This window comes from Actinomadura luzonensis (genome assembly GCF_022664455.2).
In the GTDB taxonomy this organism is placed as follows: domain Bacteria; phylum Actinomycetota; class Actinomycetes; order Streptosporangiales; family Streptosporangiaceae; genus Nonomuraea; species Nonomuraea luzonensis.
In genome coordinates this window covers 2908308-2931131 of the sequence record NZ_JAKRKC020000002.1, presented here as the reverse complement: position 1 = coordinate 2931131, position 22824 = coordinate 2908308, and the positions used below count along the sequence as shown (strand labels likewise).

At 74.6% G+C, this 22824-nt stretch carries 20 protein-coding genes, 1 pseudogene and 1 riboswitch; of the genes and pseudogenes, 12 read left to right on the top strand and 9 right to left on the bottom strand.

The features are described from left to right. The first annotated feature begins 218 nt into the window (after window positions 1-218). From MF672_RS43955 to MF672_RS43945, 3 genes are read left to right on the top strand one after another with little or no spacing between them, the layout of a single operon-like run. On the top strand, window positions 219-1568 hold the full coding sequence (locus tag MF672_RS43955) for an ABC transporter substrate-binding protein (RefSeq protein ID WP_242381394.1): 1350 nt from the start codon (window positions 219-221) through the stop codon (window positions 1566-1568). Continuing rightward, window positions 1568-2443 carry a carbohydrate ABC transporter permease gene (locus tag MF672_RS43950; protein WP_242381395.1) on the top strand — a complete coding sequence of 292 codons (876 nt, stop codon included), beginning with the start codon at window positions 1568-1570 and terminating at the stop codon, window positions 2441-2443. The genes MF672_RS43955 and MF672_RS43950 overlap by 1 nt, the downstream gene beginning before the upstream one ends. After that, window positions 2440-3318 (top strand): carbohydrate ABC transporter permease, encoded by an 879-nt coding sequence (locus tag MF672_RS43945; protein WP_242381396.1) that lies wholly within the window; start codon window positions 2440-2442, stop codon window positions 3316-3318. The genes MF672_RS43950 and MF672_RS43945 overlap by 4 nt, the downstream gene beginning before the upstream one ends. Before the next feature lie 16 nt (window positions 3319-3334). Here the strand turns inward: MF672_RS43945 and MF672_RS43940 are convergent, their stop codons facing one another. From MF672_RS43940 to MF672_RS43915, 6 genes are all read right to left on the bottom strand, one after another. After that, on the bottom strand, window positions 3335-4420 hold the full coding sequence (locus tag MF672_RS43940) for a glycosyltransferase family 4 protein (protein WP_242381406.1): 1086 nt from the start codon (window positions 4418-4420) through the stop codon (window positions 3335-3337). Between the two features lie 20 nt (window positions 4421-4440). Next, a complete protein-coding gene (locus MF672_RS43935; RefSeq protein ID WP_242381397.1) occupies window positions 4441-5964 on the bottom strand; it encodes a M48 family metallopeptidase in 1524 nt (507 codons plus the stop codon). A gap of 13 nt (window positions 5965-5977) precedes the next feature. Next, entirely contained in the window at window positions 5978-6772 is a 795-nt protein-coding gene (locus MF672_RS43930; protein WP_242381398.1) for a basic secretory family protein, read from the bottom strand. Between the two features lie 90 nt (window positions 6773-6862). Beyond that, window positions 6863-7390, bottom strand: a complete 528-nt coding sequence (locus MF672_RS43925) for a C40 family peptidase (protein ID WP_247815743.1) — start codon at window positions 7388-7390, stop codon at window positions 6863-6865. 73 nt (window positions 7391-7463) lie between these two features. After that, window positions 7464-7626: riboswitch (cyclic di-AMP (ydaO/yuaA leader) on the bottom strand. A gap of 406 nt (window positions 7627-8032) precedes the next feature. Then, entirely contained in the window at window positions 8033-8959 is a 927-nt protein-coding gene (locus MF672_RS43920; RefSeq protein ID WP_242381400.1) for a C40 family peptidase, read from the bottom strand. Window positions 8960-9100: 141 nt separating this feature from the next. Then, window positions 9101-10423 carry an NYN domain-containing protein gene (locus MF672_RS43915; protein WP_242381401.1) on the bottom strand — a complete coding sequence of 441 codons (1323 nt, stop codon included), beginning with the start codon at window positions 10421-10423 and terminating at the stop codon, window positions 9101-9103. A gap of 144 nt (window positions 10424-10567) precedes the next feature. On the opposite strand from MF672_RS43915, the gene MF672_RS43910 reads away from it, so the two are divergent. Further along, on the top strand, window positions 10568-11632 hold the full coding sequence (locus MF672_RS43910; RefSeq protein WP_242381402.1) for a phosphotransferase family protein: 1065 nt from the start codon (window positions 10568-10570) through the stop codon (window positions 11630-11632). Window position 11633: 1 nt separating this feature from the next. Here MF672_RS43910 and MF672_RS43905 read toward each other — a convergent pair whose 3' ends face one another. Both MF672_RS43905 and MF672_RS43900 read right to left on the bottom strand, forming a co-directional pair. Then, a complete protein-coding gene (locus MF672_RS43905; RefSeq protein ID WP_302893379.1) occupies window positions 11634-12293 on the bottom strand; it encodes a response regulator in 660 nt (219 codons plus the stop codon). After that, window positions 12290-13528, bottom strand: a complete 1239-nt coding sequence (locus MF672_RS43900; protein WP_242381403.1) for a sensor histidine kinase — start codon at window positions 13526-13528, stop codon at window positions 12290-12292. Before MF672_RS43900 ends, MF672_RS43905 begins: the two co-directional genes overlap by 4 nt. A gap of 110 nt (window positions 13529-13638) precedes the next feature. Here MF672_RS43900 and MF672_RS43895 point away from each other — a divergent pair, with 110 nt between their 5' ends. From MF672_RS43895 to MF672_RS43865, 8 genes and pseudogenes are all read left to right on the top strand, one after another. Continuing rightward, window positions 13639-13866, top strand: coding sequence for a hypothetical protein (locus MF672_RS43895; protein WP_242381404.1), 228 nt, complete (start codon window positions 13639-13641; stop codon window positions 13864-13866). Beyond that, the gene (locus tag MF672_RS43890; protein WP_242381405.1) at window positions 13863-14354 is read left to right on the top strand and encodes a PH domain-containing protein; all 492 of its coding nucleotides are present in this window, start codon (window positions 13863-13865) and stop codon (window positions 14352-14354) included. Before MF672_RS43895 ends, MF672_RS43890 begins: the two co-directional genes overlap by 4 nt. Further along, window positions 14351-15367: pseudogene (locus MF672_RS52545) on the top strand (PH domain-containing protein); the annotation flags it as partial. The gene MF672_RS43890 and the pseudogene MF672_RS52545, both read left to right, overlap by 4 nt. Before the next feature lie 181 nt (window positions 15368-15548). Then, window positions 15549-16040, top strand: coding sequence for a PH domain-containing protein (locus MF672_RS52360; RefSeq protein ID WP_407654813.1), 492 nt, complete (start codon window positions 15549-15551; stop codon window positions 16038-16040). A 150-nt stretch (window positions 16041-16190) separates the two neighbouring features. Beyond that, the gene (locus MF672_RS43880; RefSeq protein WP_247815741.1) at window positions 16191-16859 is read left to right on the top strand and encodes an ABC transporter ATP-binding protein; all 669 of its coding nucleotides are present in this window, start codon (window positions 16191-16193) and stop codon (window positions 16857-16859) included. Then, the gene (locus MF672_RS43875) at window positions 16856-17677 is read left to right on the top strand and encodes an ABC transporter ATP-binding protein (RefSeq protein WP_242383961.1); all 822 of its coding nucleotides are present in this window, start codon (window positions 16856-16858) and stop codon (window positions 17675-17677) included. Before MF672_RS43880 ends, MF672_RS43875 begins: the two co-directional genes overlap by 4 nt. After that, the gene (locus tag MF672_RS43870) at window positions 17674-19503 is read left to right on the top strand and encodes an FtsX-like permease family protein (protein ID WP_247815740.1); all 1830 of its coding nucleotides are present in this window, start codon (window positions 17674-17676) and stop codon (window positions 19501-19503) included. The genes MF672_RS43875 and MF672_RS43870 overlap by 4 nt, the downstream gene beginning before the upstream one ends. Window positions 19504-19523: 20 nt before the next feature. Further along, window positions 19524-20675, top strand: coding sequence for an FtsX-like permease family protein (locus tag MF672_RS43865; protein WP_247815739.1), 1152 nt, complete (start codon window positions 19524-19526; stop codon window positions 20673-20675). On the opposite strand, the gene MF672_RS43860 is transcribed toward MF672_RS43865, so the two are convergent. Next, complete coding sequence (locus tag MF672_RS43860) at window positions 20672-22765, bottom strand: hypothetical protein (RefSeq protein WP_247815738.1); 2094 nt, start codon at window positions 22763-22765, stop codon at window positions 20672-20674. The two genes, MF672_RS43865 and MF672_RS43860, sit on opposite strands and share 4 nt — an antisense overlap. Window positions 22766-22824 lie beyond the last annotated feature (59 nt).

Here is a 22824-nt window from a genome sequence, read left to right as displayed (position 1 = left end):
CGGTGCCGGGCCGGATGTCGGCGGTTCGCGGGAGACGCGCAGGGCCGGCCGGGGCGCGCCCATGGCCGTTGTGCGCGGCCCTCGGTGCAGAGGGTCGGGGCGGGTCGGGGCGGGTTGTCATGAAACCGTGCTTTGACAAGTCGGAAATGTTGGCTTTTCGATGAATGAAGGTGAGCGAAGTCGGGGGAATCTGAAGGGTTCGGTAGGAGGAACCTCACATGGACCATCGGCCGCCGTTGTCCCGCCACACCTCTGTCCCGTCGTCCGTGCCGCCGTCTGTGCCGTCGTCCCACACCATCTCACGTCGTTCGTTGTTCCTCGGGGCCGCCGCGTTCGGGGTGCCGGCCGTGCTCGCCGGGTGCGGGTCCGGGGAGCCCGCTCAGAAGGCGGGCGGCGGGTCGGCCGCCGCCGGGCTCGGCACGGTGACCCTCGGCTCGAACGCCTCCGACGAGGTGCCGAAGAAGTCGCTGGAGGCGCAGCTCAAGGCGTTCACGCAGGCCACGGTGAAGGTCAACACCGTGGACCACAACACCTTCCAGGAGAACATCAACCGCTACCTCCGGGGCACCCCGGACGACGTGTTCACCTGGTTCGCGGGCTACCGGATGCAGTTCTTCGCCGAGCAGGGTCTCGCGCTCGACCTGTCGGACGTCTGGCGGGACATCGGCGGCGACTTCACGCAGGCGTTCAAGGACCAGTCGACCGGCGTGGACGGCAAGCAGTACTTCATCCCGTCCACCTACTACCCGTGGGCGGTCTTCTACCGCAAGAGCGTCTGGCGGGAGAAGGGCTACGAGCCGCCCGCGACGCTGGACGAGTTCACGGCCCTGGCGAAGAAGATGAAGGCCGACGGCCTGATCCCGATCGCGTTCGCCGACAAGGACGGCTGGCCCGCCATGGGCACGTTCGACATCCTCAACATGCGGACGAACGGCTACGACTTCCACGTCCAGCTCATGCAGGGCAAGCAGTCGTGGACCGACCCGAAGGTGCGGCAGGTGTTCGACACCTGGCGGGGGCTGATGGAGTACCACCAGCCGGCGGCGCTGGGCCGCACCTGGCAGGAGGCCGCGCAGTCGCTGGCGCAGAAGAAGACCGGGATGTACCTGCTCGGCATGTTCGTCGCCCAGCAGTTCCCCGAGGCCGACCGCGACGACCTCGACTTCTTCACCTTCCCCGAGGTCAACCCGGCCTACGGCACCGACTCGATCGACGCGCCCATCGACGGCTACATGGTCTCGGCCAAGGCGAGGAACGTGGACGGCGCGAAGGCGCTGGTCAAGCAGCTCGCCCAGGCCTCCTCGCAGAACATCGCCACCAAGCTCGACCCGGGCACGCTGGCCTCCAACGGCAAGGCCGACACCTCCGGCTACAGCGCCCTGCAGAAGCGCGGCGCGGAGCTGGTGTCGAAGGCGACGCACATCGCCCAGTTCCTCGACCGCGACACGCGTCCCGACTTCGCCTCCACCGTGATGATCCCTTCGTTGCAGTCGTTCGTCGGCAAACCGGACGAGATCGATCCGCTGCTGGCGAGCATCGAGAAGCAGAAGGCCACCATCTTCCGCTGATGGCCGTCAAGACCCGTCGCTACTCCGCCCGCGACGTGACCGTCCTGGTCGCCGGGCTGGGGGTGGCCATCGTCGTCAACGTGGGCCTCGTCTGGGGGCCCACGCTGGCCAGCGTCGGCCTGTCGGCCACCGACTGGACCGGCATCGGCCCGATCGGGTGGATCGGCGGCCGGAACTACCACGACCTCGCGACCACGTACCCGCCGTTCTGGTCGGCCGTCCGCAACAACGTGTTGTGGCTGGGCTTCCTCGGGCTGGTCGCCACGCCGTTCGGGCTGTTCTGCGCGGTGCTGCTGGACCGGCGGCTGCGGATGTCGCGGCTCTACCAGAGCGCGCTCTACATGCCGGTCGTGCTGTCGCTGGCGGTCGTGGGCTTCATCGCCCAGCTCGTCCTGTCCTCCGACTACGGCGTGCTGAACGCGGTGACCGGGCTGCACGTGGACTGGCTCGGCGACCGGGCGGTCAACATCTGGGTCGTGATGGTCGCGGCGGGCTGGCGGCACGTCGGCTACGTCATGATCATCTATCTGGCGGGGCTGAAGGCGGTGGACCCGGCGCTGAAGGAGGCGGCGGCCATCGACGGGGCGAACGAGCGGCAGGCGTTCTTCCGCGTGGTGTTCCCGACGCTGCGGCCGGTCAACGTGATCGTGTTCGTGATCACGGTGATCGAGGCGCTGCGGGCCTTCGACATCGTCTACGCCATCAACAAGGGCAGGAACGGGCTGGAGCTGCTGTCGGTGCTGGTCACCGAGAACATCGTGGGCGAGGCGAGCCGGATCGGGTTCGGCTCGGCGATCGCGGTGATCCTGCTGGTGATCTCGCTGGGGTTCATCGTGACGTACCTGGCGCAGTTGTTCCGCGAGGAGGAGCGATGAGCGCGGTCCCCGCCCGCCGGCGGCTGCGGCCGGCGCGGGCGCTGCTGCACGTGTTCCTCGCGCTGGTGGCGCTGGGGTGGCTGCTGCCGCTGGCGCTCGCCGTGTACGCCTCGCTGCGCCCGTACGACGAGACGGCCAGGCTGGGCTACTTCTCGCTGCCCGAGCACCTGACGCTCGGCTACTACGGGGAGGCGTGGACCCAGGCCGACCTGCCCCGCTACTACCTCAACACGCTGATCATCGTGGTGCCGGCCATGGTGGTGACGCTGCTGCTGGCCTCGTTCACGGCGTTCGCGATCGCGCGGCTGCGCGTCCCGGGCCGCCGGACGCTGCTGATCGTGTTCACGGCGGGCAACCTGCTGCCGCCGCAGGTGCTCATCACCCCGCTCTACACCCTCTACACGCTGATCCCGCTGCCCGCGTGGCTGTCGGACTCGCAGTCGCTGTACGACTCCTACCTCGGGCTGATCCTCATCCACGTGGCGTTCCAGTTCGGCTTCTGCGTGTTCGTGCTGGCCAACTTCATGCGCACGATCCCGGAGGAGATCAACGAGGCGGCGCTGGTGGACGGGGCCGGGGTGTGGAAACGGTACTGGCGGCTGACGCTGCCGCTGTGCCGGCCGGTGCTGGCGGCGCTGGCCACGCTGGAGTTCACCTGGATGTACAACGACTTCCTGTGGGCGCTGGTGCTGATGTCGTCGGGCGACAAGCTGCCCGTCACCTCGGCGCTGAACAACCTGCGCGGCCAGTTCTTCACCGACTACAACCTGCTGGCCGCCGGGTCGGTGCTGGTGGCGCTGCCGACGCTGATCGTCTTCCAGCTCCTGCACAAGCAGTTCGTGGCCGGGCTGACGCTGGGGGCGACCAAGGGGTGAGCGTTCGCGGGGAGGGTCACAGGAGGGCGTGGAAGCGGGCGGCCACCTGGTCCCACGTCCACTCGCGGGTGATCCAGTCGCGGCCGGCCACGCCCAGCTTGCGCGCCTTGTCCGGGTCGGTCAGCAGCTCGACGACGGCCTGGGCGATCTCGGCGGGGTTCTCGCCGTTGACGACCAGGCCGGTCTCGCCGGGACGGACGGCGTCGGGCGCGCCGCCGGACGCCCCGGCGACCACGGGCAGCCCGGTGGCCGACGCCTCCAGGAACACGATGCCGAGGCCCTCCACGTCCACGCCGTTCCAGCGGGTGCGGCACGGCATCGCGAACACGTCGGCGGCGGCGTAGTAGCCCGGCAGGCTCGCGGCGGGGACGGTCCCGGTGAAGCGGACGGACGGGTGGCCGCCCGCCAGCCGTTCCAGCGTCCTGCGGTACGGGCCGCCGCCGACCAGCAGCAGCACGGCGTCGGGCACCTCGCGCAGCACCCGGGGCCAGGCCTGGATGAGCCGGTCCTGGCCCTTGCGCGGCACCAGCCGGGACACGCAGGCCACCACGGGACGGCCCGCCAGCCCCGGCTCGGCCGGGGGCAGGCCGGGGCGGAACTGCTCGGCGTCCACGCCGGGGGCCAGCCGTACGAGCTTGTCCGGCGCGACGGCGGCCTCGATGCGGCGGCGGGTGTAGTCGCCGAGGTACGTCACGACGTCCGCGTGCCGGCCGATCCTGCGCAGCACGGCGCGGAAGCCCGGCGCGCTCGCCCACGACGCCTCGTGGCCGTGGGTGAGCATGACCACGCGCCGCGCGCCCGCCCGGCGCAGGTGCGGCGCGAGCAGGCCGAGCGGGGCCGCCGCCCCGAACACGACGGTCCGCGCCCCGTGCTCGGCCACCAGCCGGGCGGCGCGGCGGGCCACGGCGGGGGTCGGCAGCATGAGCCGGGTGGGGTGCCGCACCACGGGGTACGGCTGACGCCGGTCGAACTCCTCGCAGCCCGGCCAGGCGGGCGCGTACACCGCCACGCCGGGCGTGCGGAGCGCCAGCCCGTGCACGAACGACTGGATGCCGCCCGGCCGCGGCGGGAAGTCGTTCGTGACGATGACCACCTTCGGCAGCGCGCCTGTCTCGGCCCCCGTCACGGCACGGGGACGCCGTTCAGTCTCGCCCACGCGCGGGCCGTGGCGATCCGCTCGGGACCGGAGGGATGGGAGGCATAGAGCACATATTCCACCGCATCAGGCGACAAGTCGGAAATATTGGCCACGGCGAAGCGTCTCTGCATGGCCACGAACGTCGCCGGGTCCCTCGTCAGCTCCAGCGCGTGCAGATCGGCCCGGGCCTCGACCTGCCGGCTGACGACGTTCTCGACGGGGCCGAGGAGCAGGGCGCCGAGGCTCATCAGGCCGATGACCGCCCCGACCGCGCGGGGGTCGGCGATCGAGCCGACGCCGGCCCTCCGGCGCACCGCCTCGAAGACCAGGAACAGCAGGACGGCGCCCAGCGCCGAGCCGAGGGCCGCGACGATCGTGCCGTGCAGGACGTCGTCCCGCTCGGCGTGCCCCAGCTCGTGCGCCACCACCAGCGCGACCTCCTGCCGCGGGGCGCGCAGCAGCGTGTCGTGGACGACGATGCGGCGCGTCGCGCCGAAGCCGGAGACGTAGGCGTTCAGCGCCGTCGTGCGCCGCGAGGCGTCGGCCACCAGCACGTCCCGCACCGGGACGCCGTCCCGCGCGGCCATGGCCAGCAGGTCCGCGCGCAGCGGGCCCTCGCGCATGGGGGTGAAGTCGTTGAACATCGGCTCGAACACCACGGGATAGACGAACGAGGCCGCCACCGTCAGGACGAACGCGCCCGCCGCCGCCGGGATCCACCACCGCCGCACGCGGCGCGCCAGCGCCACCAGGACGACCAGCGCCAGGCAGAGCAGGAACGTCTCCACGGCCGCGTTCTTCAGCCGGTCACCGGTCCAGGACGCCCAGTCCTGGGTGGACAGGCCGTACGCGCGCAGGATCGTCTCGAACCACATCCCGAGGGGCCAGCGGACCAGCGTGGTGAACGCGGAGACGACCACGACGCCGCAGACCACCCGCAGCCACCACGGGCCGCGCAGCCGCTCGACGGCCCGCGCGCCGAGCGGGGTGGCGATCAGGACGGCGGCGACGAGCAGCGTCAGGGCCAGCGACAGATGGCCCGGCAGGCTCGTGGCGGCGTCGAACGCCCGGGAGCGGGCGATCTCGGCGGCGCTGAAGTCGCGCGACGGGTCGGGCGGGGCGGCGGCCAGAGTGGTCCAGGGAGTGGTCCAGGGAGTGGTGAGGCCGGCCACGGCGAGCAGGACGGCGGCGAGGGCGGCCAGGGCGAGCGCGGCCTGGCGGCGCAGGCGGCCGTCGTCGTCGCAGAGGCGATCGGCGACGGGCTTGCCCTCGTAGGCGGGAGCGCCGCTCACGGCCCGGTCCCCGCCGCTCACGGCCTCGTCCCCGCGGGCCCGGCCCCTGCGGCTCACGGCCTCGTCCCTGCGGGCCCGGCCCCTGCCGCTCACGGCCCCGCGCCCGCCACTCACGGCGTCGTGCGCGCCGGCCCGGTTCCCGCCGGCCCGGTTCCCGCCGGTCCGGGTCGTGTTCGCGGGTGCCGCCGGGTCGCCGGTCTCCCGTCGTTCGCTCATCCGCCTCCCCTTCCTACCCGAGCTGTTCCCGCACGTACCCGCGCCACCGCGCCGTCAGCGTGGCCACGGAGAGCCCCAGCGGGGCGAGCGCCCGCTCGACGCCCGTCGCCTGGGCTGCACGGTAGAGCCGTACCAGGGTCCCCTCACTGAACCGGTCCGCGAGGAAGCGACACGCCAGCCACGCCTCCTGGTACGCCCGCGCGAGCCGCGCCGGGTCGCGCCCGTCCGCCGCGAAAGCCGCGGGTCCGGGCAATTCGCCGGGCAGGCGTCCGGCCCGGACCTCGCCGGCCAGTTCGGCGGCGGCGACCGGCACGGGCAGCCCGGCGTCGCGGTAGCCGACGTAGTCGGCGAACCCCTCGTACAGCCAGGGGGGCAGGCGGTCGGTGCCGGCGGCCACGTGGGTGAGCTCGTGGGTGAGCACGACGTCCCTGCCGGTGGGGTTGAGGCGGGCGAAGGCGTCCGGGACGACGATGACGCGGTCGCCGTCGGCGAGGGCGGCCAGGCCGGCCACGGGCCCGGCGCCGACCAGCCGGGCCGCCTCGGCGGCGCTCGCCGGGACGACGACCAGGGGCCGTACCGGCTCGCCGAGGACGTCCGCGACCCGGAGGGCGGCGGTGTCGGCCCGCCGCGCCAGCTCGGCGAGCGTCGCGGCCGGCGTGCCGTGCCCGACGACCACGGAGCGGGCCCCGCGTGCCGTGACGGTCTCCCCCGGCCACAACGCGCGGGGGACGGCCGCGCTCGCGGCGGGGACGAGGGCGAGGAGCAGGAGGGCGCCCGTCGCGGCTCGTCGGCTCACCTGCTCGGACACGTTGCCCGATGCTAGCGGGGGCGGGGCGGCCGGGGGCGGGAAGGGGACAGCCCCGCCCGATCCCCTCGCGGGGATCGTGGCGGGGCCGTGTCACATGCCGGGACGGACCGCGCCCACGAACGACGACCTGCGCCATCCGCTCAGCTTGTCGATGCGTACCCGTTCGCCTGTCCGCGGCGAATGGATCATTCTGCCCTTGCCGACGTACATGCCCACGTGGCCGAGCCCGTTGAAGAACATCAGGTCGCCTGGCTTGAGGTGCTTCCACGAGACCTTCGTCCTGATGCGGGCGAACTGGCTGCTCGCCACGCGAGGGAGCCTGACCCCGGCCTTCCTCCAGGCGTACTGGACGAGTCCGGAGCAGTCGAACGAGCCGGGGCCGGTGCCGCCGTAGCGGTACGGGTCACCGATCTGGTTCTTGGCCACGGCGACGGCCCGGTGGGCCCTCGCCTGTTGCCGGGCGGCCTTGGCGGCCCTGGCCGACCTGGTCGTTCTCGCCGACCGGGTGGTCTTCGCCGACGTGGTCGTGCGGGCCGTGGAGGCCGTGGAGGTGTCGCTTGCCGCCGCCGCCTGGGCCGCGGGGGCATGGAGGATCACACCTCCGGCCGTCACGGTCATGGTGAGCGCCGCGCCGCTGAGGGCAAGGCGGGACAGACGGGGGTTGAGAGGGGAGGTAGACAGGATTTCTCCTTGAGTCTTCCACGAACGCCTACCGGGTTAGCTGACGGATTCGGGCCTGGAAGTAGCCCTACGGCGCCGCGGTGGCGCCGATTCACCCCTGATCCCTGGCGAACGGGATCGATGGGTCCCCGGCTCCGTGCCTCCTGGCTGCACGGATTCGGCAGGTCGCCGCCCTGGAAGCGCGTCTTCGCGCGCATGGGGATGCGGGGGCGACCGGCGGATTGTCTATCTGTCACACATCGGGGGGAACCGATGGAGGTTGCCGCGACATGGCGTGCCGCTGCGACGCCAGAAGTTACGCCGAAGGTCAAGGAACGGCAAAACGCCAGTCAGCTTGTCAAGATCAGACAGGGGGTCGAGTCAGAATCGAAACCCCTGCTGGAACACCAGGTTCCGTTACCTAAATGTGACCCTTCTCACAATTCCCGGCACACGCCGCTGTAAGGTACCAATTGTCACTTTTGTCACACCTGTCACAGGGCTGACACGTGGGCACGCTCCCACGAGACCCCCGGGAGACACGGGTCTGATGGGACCGAAACCAGTCAGGCGACAGCCCGGAACGCGGGCGATCCGGGCTCAGGGCCGGATGGCGCCGACCAGGGACCGGCCGTACGACGAGAGCTTGACGATCTTGACGACGTCGCCCGTCTGCGGGGCGTGCACGATCTGCCCGTTGCCCGCGTACATGCTGACGTGGCCCAGCCCCTCGCTGAAGATGAGGTCGCCGGGCTGCAGCGCGTCCAGGCTCACCCGCCGGCTCGCCCCCCAGGCCCACTGCTGCCAGGTCGTGCGCGGCAGCGACACGCCCGCGGCCCGCCAGCTCGCCTGCGTGAGCCCCGAGCAGTCCCAGCCGCCCGGGCCCGTCCCGCCGAACACGTACGGCTTGCCGACCTGGGCGAAGGCGAAGCGCAGCGCGGCGGCGGCGCTGCCCGAGGCGGAGCCGGTGTACTTGACGCCGGTGCTGTTCGGGTTGCCGGCCTTGTAGGCGTTCAGCTTGTTCAGCAGCTTCTTCTGCTCGGCGATCAGCTTGAGGATCTCCGAGCGTTCCTTCTCGACCCCGTCGCGCTCCTCGTCGGCCGACTCCAGCGCCTTCTCGGCCTTGTCACGCTCGGTCTTCAGCCCGCGGTTCTCCCGGTCGAAGGCGCTCAGCTTCTCGGCCCGCTCCTTGGAGACCTGGCCGGCCAGCGCGAGCCGGGCGAGGAAGTCGTCGGGGTCGTCGGAGCCGAGGAAGCCCGGCAGGGACGTGACGTCGCCGCCGAGCTGGTAGCTGTCGACCGCCATGGTGATGACCTGGGCGCGCAGGTCGGCGACGGTGGCCAGCTTGCGCTTGTAGCTCTCGTTGAGCTTGGTGTAGGCGCTCTTGGCGGCCTTGTAGCGCTCGGTGGCGGTGTTGTAGCGGTCGACGACCTTGTCCGCCTTGTCGTTGAGCTTCTCCAGCTTGGCCTTGGCCTGGGCGAGCGTGGGCTTGGGATCAGCGACCGCGGCTCCCGTGGGTGCAAGCACCAGTCCGAACGCGATCCCCGCGGCCACCGGTACCCGGCCAAACCTCACTGCGTCGCCTCCCAGGGGTAAACATCTGGGGCGAATAGTACAGAAGTGGCGCGTGGGGTCTCACCCGAACGCCCAAAACGAGCAAGTCGTAATCTAGGCGCGACCCAGGCGACGCAGCAGCAAAGCAGACGGAACGGGTCTGGCGCCCATGCGCCGCACCGACTCGGCCACCTCGCGGTCGGAGGACACGACGGCGATGGCCCGCCCCGGCGGCTCGGCGCGCACGAGTTGCCGGATGAGGTCGTCGGCGATCTCGCCCGGGTCGCTGAACAGCACCCGCACCCCGCGCGGCGCCACGACCTGCACCGGGGCGTTGAGCTCGGCCCCGTCGAAGACGACCGTCACCTCGACCCGGGTCTGCGCGGCCAGCCCGCCGAGCCCGGTCATGAGCCGGTTGCGCTGGTCGGCGAGCGTGAGCGTGCCGTAGCCGGTCTTGGTGACGTTGTAGCCGTCGATGATGAGGTGGACCTGCGGCACCGCGAGAAGCTGGTCGAGGAGCTGCGGGTCGTCGTCGGCCAGCGCCCGCGCGGGCACGCCGCGCACCCCCGGCCGCTCGCCGGTGTGGGCGGTGACGGAGTCGGCGGGCCGGCTGATGGTGGTGGGCAGCCCGAGCTCCCTGCGCAGCCCGGCGGAGGCGTCCTGGAGCGCGTCGAGCAGCACCCGGATGCGGGCGTCCTCCAGGCTGCGGCCCTCGCGGGCGGCCCGGCGGGAGGCTTCGAGCTGCTTCTCCACGTCCGACAGCCGCTCGCGCAGCCGCCGCAGCTCGGACTCCCCCGCGCTGCCCGCGGCCACGGCGGCGGTGCGCGCCTCCTCGGCCGCGCGCTCCATCTCCTCGGCGCGGGCCACGGCGGCCTTGGCCCGCTCGCGGGCGTCGTGGAGCTTGCGGCGCAGGTCGGAGTTCTCCGCGCGGGCCAGCTTGAGCTGCTCGCGCAGCCGGTCGGACTCCTCCTTGGCGGCGCTCTTCTGCGCGGCGAGCTGCTCGCGCAGCCGGGAGACGACCTCCTCGCGCTCGGAGCCCTCGGCGGCCACGGCGGACTGCGCGAGGTCGCTGCGGGCGAGCTCGATCATCTCCTCCCAGCCGGGCGGCCGGGTGAGGTAGGCCGCCGCGGCCACCAGCACGGGGTCGGCGGCGGGCGGGATGACGCCGTCGGCCAGCGAGGACACCAGCTCGGGCCAGCCGGCGGCCACCGACTCGGCGACCAGCTCGCGGAACTTCTTGTCGTTCTCGAGCTGCGCGGCGATGGGCGCGCTGCCGAGTTTGGCCCGTTTGCGGGCCTCGAACTTGGCGATGCCCCGGAGGGGCGGCGGGATCGTGGCAGGGGGCATCGTCCCGAGAACCGTGGCCGCCAGGTCGACGACATTGAGCCGCACCTGCTCGGGAAGCGGGCGAGACAGGCCTTCACCCGCTGAACTCATCCCACTTGTCCCTTCGTGACATGCCCTTTCAGACAAGGGTACGGCTGCCGCGTACCTGACCGTAACGGCCACCCGTGTATGGACGAGCGCTTGGTTGGGGGTGTACGACAGGTGAACGGCGGATGTTCGTCTGGGAGGCCCACCGTGACGGAGCAGATGCGCACCTCCACCCGCGACCTGGGAGAACTGCGCGAGCAGGTGACCGCGTGGCTGCGCGGCCGGGTCGGCGGGGACGCCACCGTGTCCGAGCTGGCCCGGCCCACCGACAACGGCATGTCGAGCGAGACCCTGTTCTTCACCGCGGCCTGGGGCGGACGGCGAACCCGCTGCGTGGCGCGGCTGGCGCCCGCGGGAGAAGCTGTTCCAGTCTTCCCCTCCTACGATCTGCGGTCGCAGTTCGAGATCATGCGGCTGGCCAGGGAAAAAGCTGGAATCCCAGCACCGAGGACGTTGTGGTTCGAGCCCGACCCGGGGCCGCTCGGCAGCCCGTTCTTCGTCATGGAGCGCGCCGACGGGCTGGTGCCGCCCGACGTGCTGCCCTACACGTTCGGCGGCTGGCTCTGCGAGGCGTCGCCCGAGGAGCAGCGGAGGCTGCAGGAGGCGAGCGTGGGCGTCGTGGCGGCGCTGCACGGGACGGCGTTCAGCGCGGCGGAGCTGGCGCTCGCCGGGCCCGCCGGGCTGCGCGCCCACGTGGACGCCCAGTACGCCTACTACGAGTGGGCGCACGGCAGGCGCCCGATCCCGCTGCTGGAGCGGGCCTTCGCCTGGCTGGAGGCGCACTGGCCGGAGCAGCCGGGCCCGGACGTGCTGTGCTGGGGCGACGCCAGGATCGGCAACCTGATGTTCCGCGACTTCGTCCCGGTCGCGGTGCTCGACTGGGAGATGGCCGCCGTGGCGCCGCGCGAGCTGGACCTCTCCTGGATGATCTTCCTGCACCGCTTCTTCCAGGACCTCACCGTCGCCATGGGGCTGCCCGGCATGCCGGGCTTCATGCGCCCCGCCGACGTCTGCCGCGCCTACCGCGAGCTGACCGGCTACGAGCCGCGCGACCTGGCCTTCTACGAGATGTACGCGGCCCTGCGGCACGGCATCATCATGGCCAGGGTCTGGCAGCGCAGGATCCACTTCGGCGAGCAGCCCGACCCGGACGACCCCGACGACCTGGTGCTGCACCGCGCCACGATCGAGCAGCTGCTCGCGGCCGGCTGACTCACGGGGCGGCGTCGTAGACTAGCAGCGCCACCTGCACCCGGTTGTTGAGGTCGAGCTTGGTGAGGATGCGCGAGACGTGCGCCTTGACCGTGGGCACGCTCATGTACAGCTCGCCCGCGATCTCCGCGTTCGAGCGGCCCCGCCCCACGCACAGCGCGACCTCCCGCTCGCGCTCGCTGAGCCGGCCGAGCAGCCGCCTGGCCCGCTCGGCGCGCTCGCCCGCGCCGCCGTCGGCGACGTGCGCGATGAGCTGCCGGGTCACCGCGGGCGACAGGATCGGCTCCCCCGACGCCACCCTCCTGATCGCCGCCACCAGGTCGCCGGGCGGGATGTCCTTGAGCAGGAACCCGGCCGCGCCGGCGCGCAGCGCCCGCAGCACCTGCGCGTCGGCGTGGAACGTGGTCAGCACCACCACCTCGGGCGGCCCCCCGGACGGTGCAGGGGCGGCCCGCAGCCGCTCGGTGGCGGTGAGGCCGTCCACGCCGGGCATGCGGATGTCCATGAGGACGACGTCCGGCCGGTGCTCGGCGACCAGCGGCGGCACCTCGGAGCCGTCGCCGGCCTCGGCCACGACGCCGATGTCGCCGGCGCCGCCGAGGATCATCGACAGCCCGGCCCGGACCATGGGGTCGTCGTCGACGACCAGCACTTTGATCACGTGTTCTCCCCGGTCGTCCCGCGCGGCCACGGCAGCCGGGCGCGCACCACGAACTGGCCCTCCGGCGTGGGGCCGTGCTCCAGCCGGCCCCCGGCCAGCTCGGCCCGCTCCGCGAGCCCGATCAGCCCGGCCCCCGCGCCCGGCAGGCGCGGCGCGTGCCGGTGCGCGAGCGGGTCGCCGAGCGGGTTGCGGACCTCGGCCGCCAGCCCCTCGCCGGGGGCGCCGGTCACGGTGACGGTCACCGGCTCGCCCTCGGCGTGCTTGCGCGCGTTGGTGAGCGCCTCCTGCACGATGCGGTACACGTTGCGGCCCAGGCCGTCGGGGGCGCCGGCGGCGCGCTGCTCCAGGCGTACGTCCATGCCGGCCTGGCGGCACTCCTCGACCAGCGACGGCAGGTCGGCGAGCGTGGGCTGCGGCCGCTCGGGCACCGGGTCGTCGCCGCCCGCGCCCGGGTGGCGCAGCACGCCGATCACCTGGCGGAGGTCCTGGAGGGCCAGGTGGGCGTTGGCGCGGATCGCGCCGGCCGCGCGGGCGATGTCGGCGGCGGGCGCGTCGGGGCGGAACTCCAGCGCGCCCGCGTGCAGGCTGAGCATGGAGACGCGGTGGGCGAGCACGTCGTGCATCTCTCTGGCGATGCGCTCGCGTTCGGCCTGCCTGGCCTGCTCGGCGGCGGCGTCGGCGCGCTGGCGCAGCGACCAGATGAGCTGCCGCCTGGCCCGGACCACGATGCCCCAGGCGTAGACGGTCAGCAGCAGCGCGCCCAGCACGATCCCCCACTCCAGCGGCGGCAGCTCCTGCTGGGGCCTGATCAGCAGGTACGGCGGGATCGTCAGCACGTTCAGCAGCGCGATCGGCCCGGACACCTTGAACGGCCTGTGCACCGCCACCGTGAACAGCGCCACCAGGCTGGCGCCGCCCACCAGCTCCAGGAACGTCGACAACGCGGTGAGCACCAGCGCCAGCCCCACCGGCCAGCGGCGGCGCAGCCACACGGACGCGCAGGCGAGGGCGCCGAGCACCTGCTCGGCCAGCAGCAGCGGCGCGGGCACGCCGCGCAGCTCGTCGAGGGTCACCAGGGTGACGCCGCAGGCGAGCAGGAACACGGCGATGTCGACCAGCCAGTCGCGGGTGGAGCGGCGCACCGGGCGGCTGCCGCCGCCGTCGCCCAGCAGCACCGCCGGCAGCGCCCAGCGGTACTCGGGCGTGAGCGTGTCCCTCCCCCGCGCGTCCTTCACGTCTCCCGAGGTTAGGCCCTGCGGAGGTCGCGGCGACAGCGACCAAAGTCGGTGCCTTCCGAGACCTCGGGACGACGCGGGCGCGGCGGCCCGCGCGCGAGCCTGGAGCGGTGAGAACGGTGCTGACGCTGCTCGGCTGGCTGCTGCTCCTGCAGGGCACGGCCGGGCTGGGGAACACCCTGCTCGGCCTGTGGCCGTGGACCGAGCGGCTGCTCGTGGTCCACCACGTGGGGTTCCTCGACGGGTACGAGGTGTTCGCGGCCATCGTGATCGGCGTGCTCGGCTTCGTGCTGCTCGCCCTCGCGGAGACCGTGGGAAAGACGGAGGGAAGAAGATGAGCGGGACCGCGTTGCGCCCGCCGCGGCACCGGCCCGACCGGCGGGCGGTGGCCTGGTGGACGGCGCAGTGGCTGATCCTCATGGTGCCGGTGGGCGCGGCGGCGCTCGGGGCGTACTGGGCGTTCACCGACCGGCCGCTGTGGCTGGGCGTGGTGGCCGCCGGGTTCGCGGCGGGCTGCCTGGCGCTGGCGGTGGCGGCGCCCCGGGCGTACTACCGGACCGAGCGGTGGGAGGTCACCGACGAGGCGGTCTACACGCGCACGGGGTGGCTGACCCACACCTGGCGGGTGGCGCCGATGTCGCGCATCCAGCGGATCGACACCGCGCGGGGGCCGGTGCAGCGGTTGTTCGGGCTGGCGGACGTCACGGTGACCACGGCCTCGTCGGCGGGCGCGGTCACGATCGCGGCCCTGGACCACCGGCTCGCCGCCGACCTGGCCGAGCGGCTGACCGCCCGTACGCAGGCCGTCCCCGGGGACGCGACATGACGCCCGGGAACGGGCGGCCCGCGGACCGCTCCGCGGCGGGAGGGGACGGCTGGCGGCGGCCGGCGGGGCGGTCGGTGGCGGCCTCGGCGGTCAGGTCGCCGGCGCTCGGCGGGCCGGCGGCGGTCGTGCTGGCCCGCCTGCTCGCCGGCGCGGACTGGCCGGCCGGGGCGGTCGTGGCGGCGTGCGCGGGGGTGCTGGCGCTCGCCGCCGCCGGGGTGGCGGCCTACGACGTGGCCCGGCTCAGGACGACCCGCTGGCGGCTGACCGGCGAGCGGCTGGAGCTGCTGTCCGGGATCGCGGTGCGCCGGGCCAGGGCGATCCCGCGCGACCGGGTGCGGAGCGTGGACCTGCGGGCCGACCCGGTGCTGCGGCTGTTCGGGCTGGTGGTGGTCAAGGTGGGCACCGGCGAGCGCGCGGCGGAGGGCGAGGAGCTGACGCTGGACCCGCTGACCCGGCGCGACGCCGAGGAGCTGCGCCGCGCGCTGCTGACCGGCGCCGCGGCGGGCACGGGCGCCACGGCGGGCACGGGCGCCGCGGCGGCACGGGCGCCGCGGCGGGCACGGGCGCCGCGGCGGGCACGGGCGCCGCAGCGGGCGGCCCCGGACGAGGGGCCGCTGGCCGAGCTGCGGTGGTCGTGGATCCGGTACGCGCCGCTGTCGGGCTGGACGTTCGCGGGCGCGGCCGCGCTGGCGGGCGTGGCGTACAAGGTGGTGGACAACCTCGGGCTGGAGGACGTCGCCGAGCGGGCGGCCGGCCCGGTGTGGGACTGGGCGGCCGATCGCCCGCTGCCCGCCGCCGGGCTGCTGGCGGCGGCGAACCTCGCGGTGGGCGCGCTGGGCGCGGTGGCGCTGTTCACCGAGTCGTGGGGGCGCTACCGGCTGGACCGCGAGCCGGGGCGGCTGCGGCTGCGGCGCGGCCTGCTGACGTCCCGGTCGCTGACGCTGGAGGTGCGGCGGCTGCGCGGGGTGGAGCTGCGCGAGCCGCTGCTGCTGCGGCTGGGCGGCGGGGCGCGGGTCCAGGCCGTCGCCACGGGCCTGGCCAAGGCGGAGAACGAGACCGAGGACGTCGGCGCGCTCACCCCGCCGCTCCCCGCGCCGGGCCGCCCGCCTGGCCGCGGCGGTCCTGCGCGAGGGCGGGCGGCGGACGCGTGGCCCAGGCTGGCCGCGCCCGCCGGCGGCGCGGCGGCGGCGGTACGTGCGGGCGCTGGTCACCGTGTCGGCCCTGGCGCTCGCGGCCGGGGCGGCGTCCGGGGCTGCGTCCGGGGCTGCGTCCGGGGCTGCGTCCTGGGCCGGGGTGTTCCCCTGGTTGCGGGCGTGGGTCTGGGCGGTGCCGGCGGCGGCGCTGCCGGTGGCGCTGTGGGCCGCGGCGGCGGCGGCGCGCGGCCTGGGGCACGCCCTCACCCGCCAGCACCTGGTCACCAGGAGCGGGGCGCTGGTCCGGCGCACGGTCGCGCTGGACCGGGCGGGCATCGCCGGCTGGACGGTCACCGAGTCGTTCTTCCAGCGCCGCGCCGGCCTGGTGACGGTCTCGGCCGCCACGGCGGCGGGCGACGGGCACTACGAGGTCGTGGACGTGGGCCGCGGCGACGGCCTGGACCTGGCGGCGCGGGCGGTGCCCGGCCTGCTGGAGCCGTTCCTGCACCGGCCGCCCGCCCGCGCCCGCGACGCAAAAGGGAGAGCCGCGTGATCTCCCCGGACTGCCCATGCCCCTGTACTGGACAGATCCGATCCCGCGGCTCAGGTGCTTGCAGACATAACGGTATTTGGCTCACTTGCAACCTAGTTGCAGCCGTATTAACCGTTGACGGAGATCATCGGTCAGGGGGATGATCCGCGCGTGGCGCCTGGACCGGCGCTCGCCTGCCGCGCGCTGAGCTGCCGGGCCGGCGGGCGCACGATCATCGAAGATCTCACGCTGGAGTTCTGGCCGGGCGAGCGGGTCGCGCTCATGGGCCCCTCGGGCTCCGGCAAGACGACCCTGCTCACCACGCTCGCCGGGCTGCTCCCACCCGCGGCGGGCCGGGTGCTGGCCGGCGGCGTCCCGCTGGACGAGCGCCCGGACCTGCGGGCCGGCCTGGCGCTGGTCCTCCAGTCGTACGGGCTGCTCAGCCTGCTCACGGCGGCCGAGAACGTCGAGGTCGCGCTGCGGGCGGCGGGCCGCACCCCGCGCGAGGCGATGCGGCTGGCGGCCGGGGCGCTGGACCGGCTGCGGGTGGCGAGATTCGCCGAGCTGCTGGTCGAGGAGCTGTCCGGCGGCCAGCAGCAGCGGGTCGCGGTGGCGAGGGCGCTGGCGCTGCGGCCCCGGGTGCTGCTGGCCGACGAGCCCACGGCCGAGCAGGACGCCGGGCACCGCGCCCTCGTCCTGGACGAACTGCTCGCGGTCGCGGACGGGGGCGCCGCCCTGGTGATCGCCACCCACGACCCGGAGGCGGCCGGGCGCTGCGACCGGGTCATCGAGCTGCGGACGCCGGCGGCCACGGCCCGGCGGGCGAGGAGGGGGCCGTGAGCCTCGTCAGGTGCGACGGCGTCGTGCAGATCTACCGGGCGCGCGACGTCGAGGTCGTCGCCCTGCGCGACGTTGACCTGGTCATCGACGCGGGCGAGACGGTCGCGCTGCTCGGCCCGTCGGGAGCGGGCAAGTCGACGCTGCTGTGGCTGCTGGCCGGGCTGCTGCGGCCCAGCGCGGGCCGCCTGTGGCTGGACGGCGCGGACCTCGGCAGGCTCGGCCAGCGCACCCTGGACCGGCTGCGCGCCACGCACATCGGCATGGTGCTGCAGAACCCGTCGCGCAACCTCATCGGCCACCTGTCCGCCGCCCAGAACATCGCCTTCGCCCAGCGGGCCACCGCCCGCAGCCGGCGTCAGGGCCGGCGCCGGGCCCGCGACCTGCTCGCCCGCGTCGGCCTGGCCGACGCGGCCGGCCGGCCCGCCGGGCGCCTGTCGGGCGGCGAGCAGCAGCGCCTCGCGCTCGCCGTCGCCCTCGCCAACGCGCCCCGGCTGCTGCTGGCCGACGAGCCCACGAGCCAGCTCGACGAGGAGTCGGGACGCCGGGTGATCGAGCTGATCAGGGACGCGGCCGGGGACGGCACGACCGCGGTCGTGGTCACCCACGACCCCGCCGTGGGCGAGGCGCTGGGCCGTACGGTGACGATCAGGGACGGCCGGGTCGGCGCGGAGGGCCGGCGCGGCGAGGACTTCGTGGTGGTCGGCAGGGAGGGCGCCGTGCAGGTGCCGCCCGAGTACCACCACCTGCTGCCGCCCGGCTCCATGGCCAGGATCGAGGAGCTCCGGGACGGCATCGCGCTGCGGAGGGCCGAGCCGTGATCTGGCGCGGCCTCTGGGAACGCCGCACGCTGTCGCTGGTCGTGCTGCTCATCGCGGTCGTGCCGATCGCCTCGGCCGCCGTCGGCCCGATCTACGCCGCCGCCGCCCGCACCACCATCGCCAGGGACGCGCTGGCGGCGGCCCCGGTGGAGGGCCGCGGCTGGCGGTACACCACGACCGAGGGCGACCTGGCGGCCAGGCTCGCGGCGTTCACGGCGGGCGCGGACTTCACCCGGCCGCCCATCCCCGGCATGGAGGTCACCAGCGGCCGGCACGACGACCGGCGGGCGTTCACGCTGGTCTGGCAGGACGGGCAGTGCGCGCACCTCACCCTCGCCGAGGGCCGCTGCCCGCGCGCCGGGCGCGAGGTGATGGCCAGCCAGGCGAGCGGGTTCAAGGTGGGCAGGACGGTCGAGCTGACCTCGATCATGGCGAGCGGCCCCGGCGCCACGGGCCGCGACCCCGCGCCGCTGACCGTCGTCGGCCTCTACCGGCCGGGCTCGGCGGCCGACCCGTTCTGGTTCGGCCGCACGCTGTTCTCCCCCACCGGCGAGCCCAGCCCGGACAAGGCGGACGCGCTGTTCACCGTGCCGCAGACCCGGACGGACACCTACGTCGTCAACTCCGGCGTCTCCATCGGCTCCGCCCAGGACCCCGGCGGCTGGACCGACTACGCCGTCGTCTCCATCGACCCGGCCCGCCTCGACGGCGCCGACCTGGACCGGCTGGCCGCCATGCAGGCCGCCGCCGAGAACGCCGGGCGCACCAGCCGGGCCATCGTCTACTCCCGCGTCGCCGACACGCTCCGGGTCGTGACCGCGAACACCGGCTCGCTCGGCGTGCCCACCCTCCTGGTGATCGCGCAGCTCGTCGCGCTCGGCTGGATGCTGCTCTTCCAGACCGTCGGCGACCTGGTGCGGGCCCGCGGCCCGGAGATCGCGCTGGCCCGGCTGCGCGGGCTCGGCCGGGCCCGGGTGTGGCTGTTCGCGCTGGCCGAGCCGCTGCTGCTGCTGGCCGCCGCGGTGCCGCTCGGGCTGCTGGCCGGGCACGCCGCGGCGCGCGTGATGATCCGCGCGCTGCTGCCGGCCGGCATCCCTGTCACCTTCCCCGTGGAGGCGGCGCTGGCCGGGGCCGCGGCCATGCTGGGCGGGCTGCTGGCCGCCGCGCCGCTCGCCTGGCGGGTGGCCACCCGGCCCGTCACCGAGGAGTGGCGGCGCACCCCGCGCAGGTCGGCCCGCGGCTGGGTGCTGGACGCCGTGGTCCTCGCGGTCACCGCGCTGGGGCTGGTCGAGCTGCTGGCGACCGGCGTGCTCACCGACGTGTCGGGGCGCGCGTCGAGCGCGATGGCGGTGCCCGGGCTGATCGCGCTCGGCGTGGCGCTGCTGGCGAGCCGGGCGCTGCCGGCGCTCAGCCGGCGGCTGTTCGGGGTGACCAGGCGGCACGGCGGGCTCGGGCCGTTCCTGGCGCTGCGGCAGGTCGCGCGCGGGCCGGTCACGGCGGGCAGCGTGGTCGTGCTGGGGGCGGCGTTCGGGCTGGCCACGTTCGCGGTGTCGGCGTGGAGCGCCACGTCGGGCGACTACGCCGAGGCCGCGAGGTTCCACAACGGCGCGGCCACCGCGATCACCGTGCGGCCGGTCGAGCCGGCCCGGCTGATCGCCGCCGTGCGCGCCGCCGACCCCGGGGGCCGCACCGCCGCGCCCGTGATCACGCTGCCCGGCCCGCCCCAGCTCGTCGCCGCCGACCCGGAACGGCTGGCCGCGATCGGCGCCGCCTGGCGGCCCGCCCTGGCGGGCGGCACGTCGCTGGGCGGGCCGCCGCCGCGCTGACCGGCCCGCGCACGCCGCGCGTGCTGCTGCGCGGCGACCGGCTCCGCGTCCGGGTGCGGCGACCGGCCGCCGGAGGCTGGACCGTCCGGCTGTCGGCCGTCCTCCGCGTGCCGGGGACGCTGCGGCCCGCGCTGCTGCCGCTCGGCGAGCTGCGCGGCGGGTCGGGCACGCACGCCTGGAACCTGCCGCCGGCCTGCGCCCGGGAGACCTGCGAGCTGCGCGCCCTCCGCGGCGAGCCGGTGCCGCCTCCGCAGTTCGACGAGCCCGCGTACGTGCGGGTGTCCGTCACCGGGCTGGCCGTGCGCGAGCAGGGCCGCTGGCGTGCCCTGGACCTGCCCGCCTGGCGGGTGGATGAGGACCCGGACGCCCGCGACGGCTCGTTCGCGATCACCATGACCGGCAACCAGACGCTGCGCCCGGACACCTACGCCCCCGAGCCGGCCGCCGTCGTGGTGGGCCCGGTCGGCGCCAAGGCGGTGCCGGGGCTGGACAACGGCTACGCCGCGCCGGTGAAGGCCGCCGTCGACGCGGCCGCCGCGCCCGGGCTGACCGACGCGGGCGTCCTGATGGACCTGGAGCAGGCCGACCGGATCGCCTACGGCGTGCACGACAAGGCCGTCCACCAGGTGTGGACCCGGCTCAGCGACACCGCCGCGCTGGAGCGGGAGCTGGAGCGGCAGGGGCTGTCGGTGGTGTCGCGGCGGCACGTGGCGGACCTGACGGCGTCCTTCGCCGGGCAGGGGCCAGGGCTGGCGCTGTTGCTGCTGCTGGCCTCCGCGCTGGCCGCCGCCGCGCTGGCGCTCGGCCGGACCGTGCTCGCCCTGCAGACGGCCGCCAGGAGACGCGGGTACGAGCTGGCCGCGCTGGAGGCCGCCGGCGCCCGGGTGCGGGCATTGCGGGTGGCGCTGCTGCTGGAGCAGGTCGTCACGACGGCGGCGGGCACGCTCGCCGGGCTGGCGGCGGGCCTGCTGGCGGCCTGGGCGGCGCTCGGCCGGATCCCGCAGTTCGCCGAGGCGCCGGTGACGCCGCCGCTGCCGCACGAGGTGGCGGCGGCGCCCGTCGCGCTCGTCGTGGGCGCCGCCCTGCTGGTCAGCCTGCTGGCCGCGGTGGTGGTGGCGGAGCTGCTGCTGCGCGGCATCCGCGTCGAACGCCTCCGCGACACCCCCGCCTAGCTGCCGACCGGCTGCCTGGTCATCTCCTGCATGAACAGCCTGGCCATCGGCAGGGCCCCCGCCATGGCCTCCTTCTCGGACATCAGCTCGACCTTCGGCGAGTTGGCCGCCGCGTTCTCCGGCCGCTGGTGGCCGGAGTAGTCGACGCGCACCACCACCGCGCCCTTGCGCATGAGCACCGAGCCGCTGCCGGCGGCCACGTCGCCGTGCCTGGTCCCGACGAACTGCCGGTAGGCCTGGTCGCCGAGGTCGTCGAGGTCCACCAGCTCGCCCCAGGTGATGCCGCCCATGGACGAGCCCGCCATGTTCTTGTCGCCGCCGCGCTGCGTGGCGTAGTAGGACCTGGCGCCGGTCTCGTCGGCCGCGCCCGTGCGGTCGCTGAAGGAGTGGACGGTGATCAGCACGCTGCGGATCTTCTTGATCCCCTCGGCGTCGCCGGGCAGGTCGAGGTTGAGCCAGCGGCACTCGGTCTGGGTGTCCCCGCCGTCCTCCAGCAGCCGCGCCCGGGTCGTCGGGGACGGCACCAGCTCGCTCGCCTTGGCCCCCACCGCCGTGCAGGCGGCCGGGAAGGCCGCGAGGACGGTCGGCGAGGCCGACGGCCGGGCGGTGGGCGAGGAGGTGACGGCCGGCTGGTCGGCCTTGGCCAGTACGTTCGGGTGCCGGGCCTGCCAGGCGGCCACGCCCTTGGCGAAGTGCCCGACCAGGCCGCTCACCTCGCGCAGCGCGTTGTCCTCGGTGATCGACTGCCGGGTCTCGTTCGACAGGATCTGGGCGTCCTTCTTCTGCTGGTCGGCCTGGAACCTGACCTCGATGGTGAAGTCGCCGACGCGGGCGTGCGCGGTGCCGAAGGAGTACCACAGCAGCTTGTCGCGGCGCCAGGTGTACTGGGCGAACGCGCCGTCGCCGACGCCGGGGACGTCCTTGAGCGGGGAGATGTACTCCTTCTCGTCCGGGTCGAGCGACGGCTTGGCGGTGGCGGCGTACTTGCCGCCGCGGTACTCCACCTCGTAGGAGTTCTGCGCCATCGTGCGGCCGGTCTTCGCGCCCTCGCCCTTGTACTGGGCGATCTTGACGTCGATCTCCCTGCTGCGCCAGAACTCGCCGAACGAGATGCGGCGGTTGACCCAGTTGCAGCCGAAGTCGACGGTGTACTCGCCGTCCCTGGAACTCTTGGCGACGGTGGCGTCGGGCACCAGGCGGTCGGCCTCCTCCTTGGGGAGCATGGCGCACACGTCGGGGCCGGCCGCGCCGACCGCCGCCACCGGGGCCGACGAGGACGTCCCGGGCCTGCCGCCGGTCTCGGGCGGGCCGGTCGGGGTGTCGCCGGAGTAGAGGGCGTACGCGCCGACGCCGCCGGCCGCCACCAGGACCACCAGACCGGCGGCCAGCGCGGGCATCAGCCAGCCCGGCCGCCCCGGCGCGCCGGGGCGGGGACCGGGGCACGGTGGCGCCGGTGCCGGGCGGCGGCGGCACAGGCGGCGCCGGCACGGCGGGAGGCACAGACGGCGGCACGGCGGGAGGCACAACGGCGGCACGGCGGGAGGCACAGACGGCGGCACGGGCGGCCAGGCGCCCGGCTGCTGGGGGCCGCTCTGCGGCTGCCCCATCGGGTACGCCGCGCGCGCCCCGGTCGCGTACGGGCCCGCGGCCGGCGGGCCCGGCGCATACGGGGTCGTCACGTTCGGGCCGGGCGCGTACGGGGCCGCCGCCTGCGGACCAGACGCGTAAGGAGCCGCCGCCTGTGGGCCTGACGGCTGCGGACCCGAGGGCTGCGGACCCGAGGGCTGCGGGCCCGAGAACTGGGGGCCGCTCTGCGGCGGCCAGCCGTTGGCGGCGGGGCCCTGAGCATGGGGGCCCTGCGCGTAGGGGCCTTGGGGCTGGGGGCCCTGCGCGTAGGGGCCCTGGGGCGGCGGCGCGGGCGGGGCGTAGGGGTGCTGGGCGTACGGGTCCTGGCGCGGCGGGGCCGGATGGGGGTGCGCGCCCGGCGAGGCCGGCGGCCGGCCGTCTTGACCCTCCTGGCCGTCCTGGCCCTCCTGGCCGGGGTACGGGTACGGAGTGGTCGGCGGCTCGTACTCGCTTCCGGGGTTCACTGGGACTCCTGGGATTGCCCTGACTTGCGGGAGAACATGCTAGTCACGCCCCTTGCAAG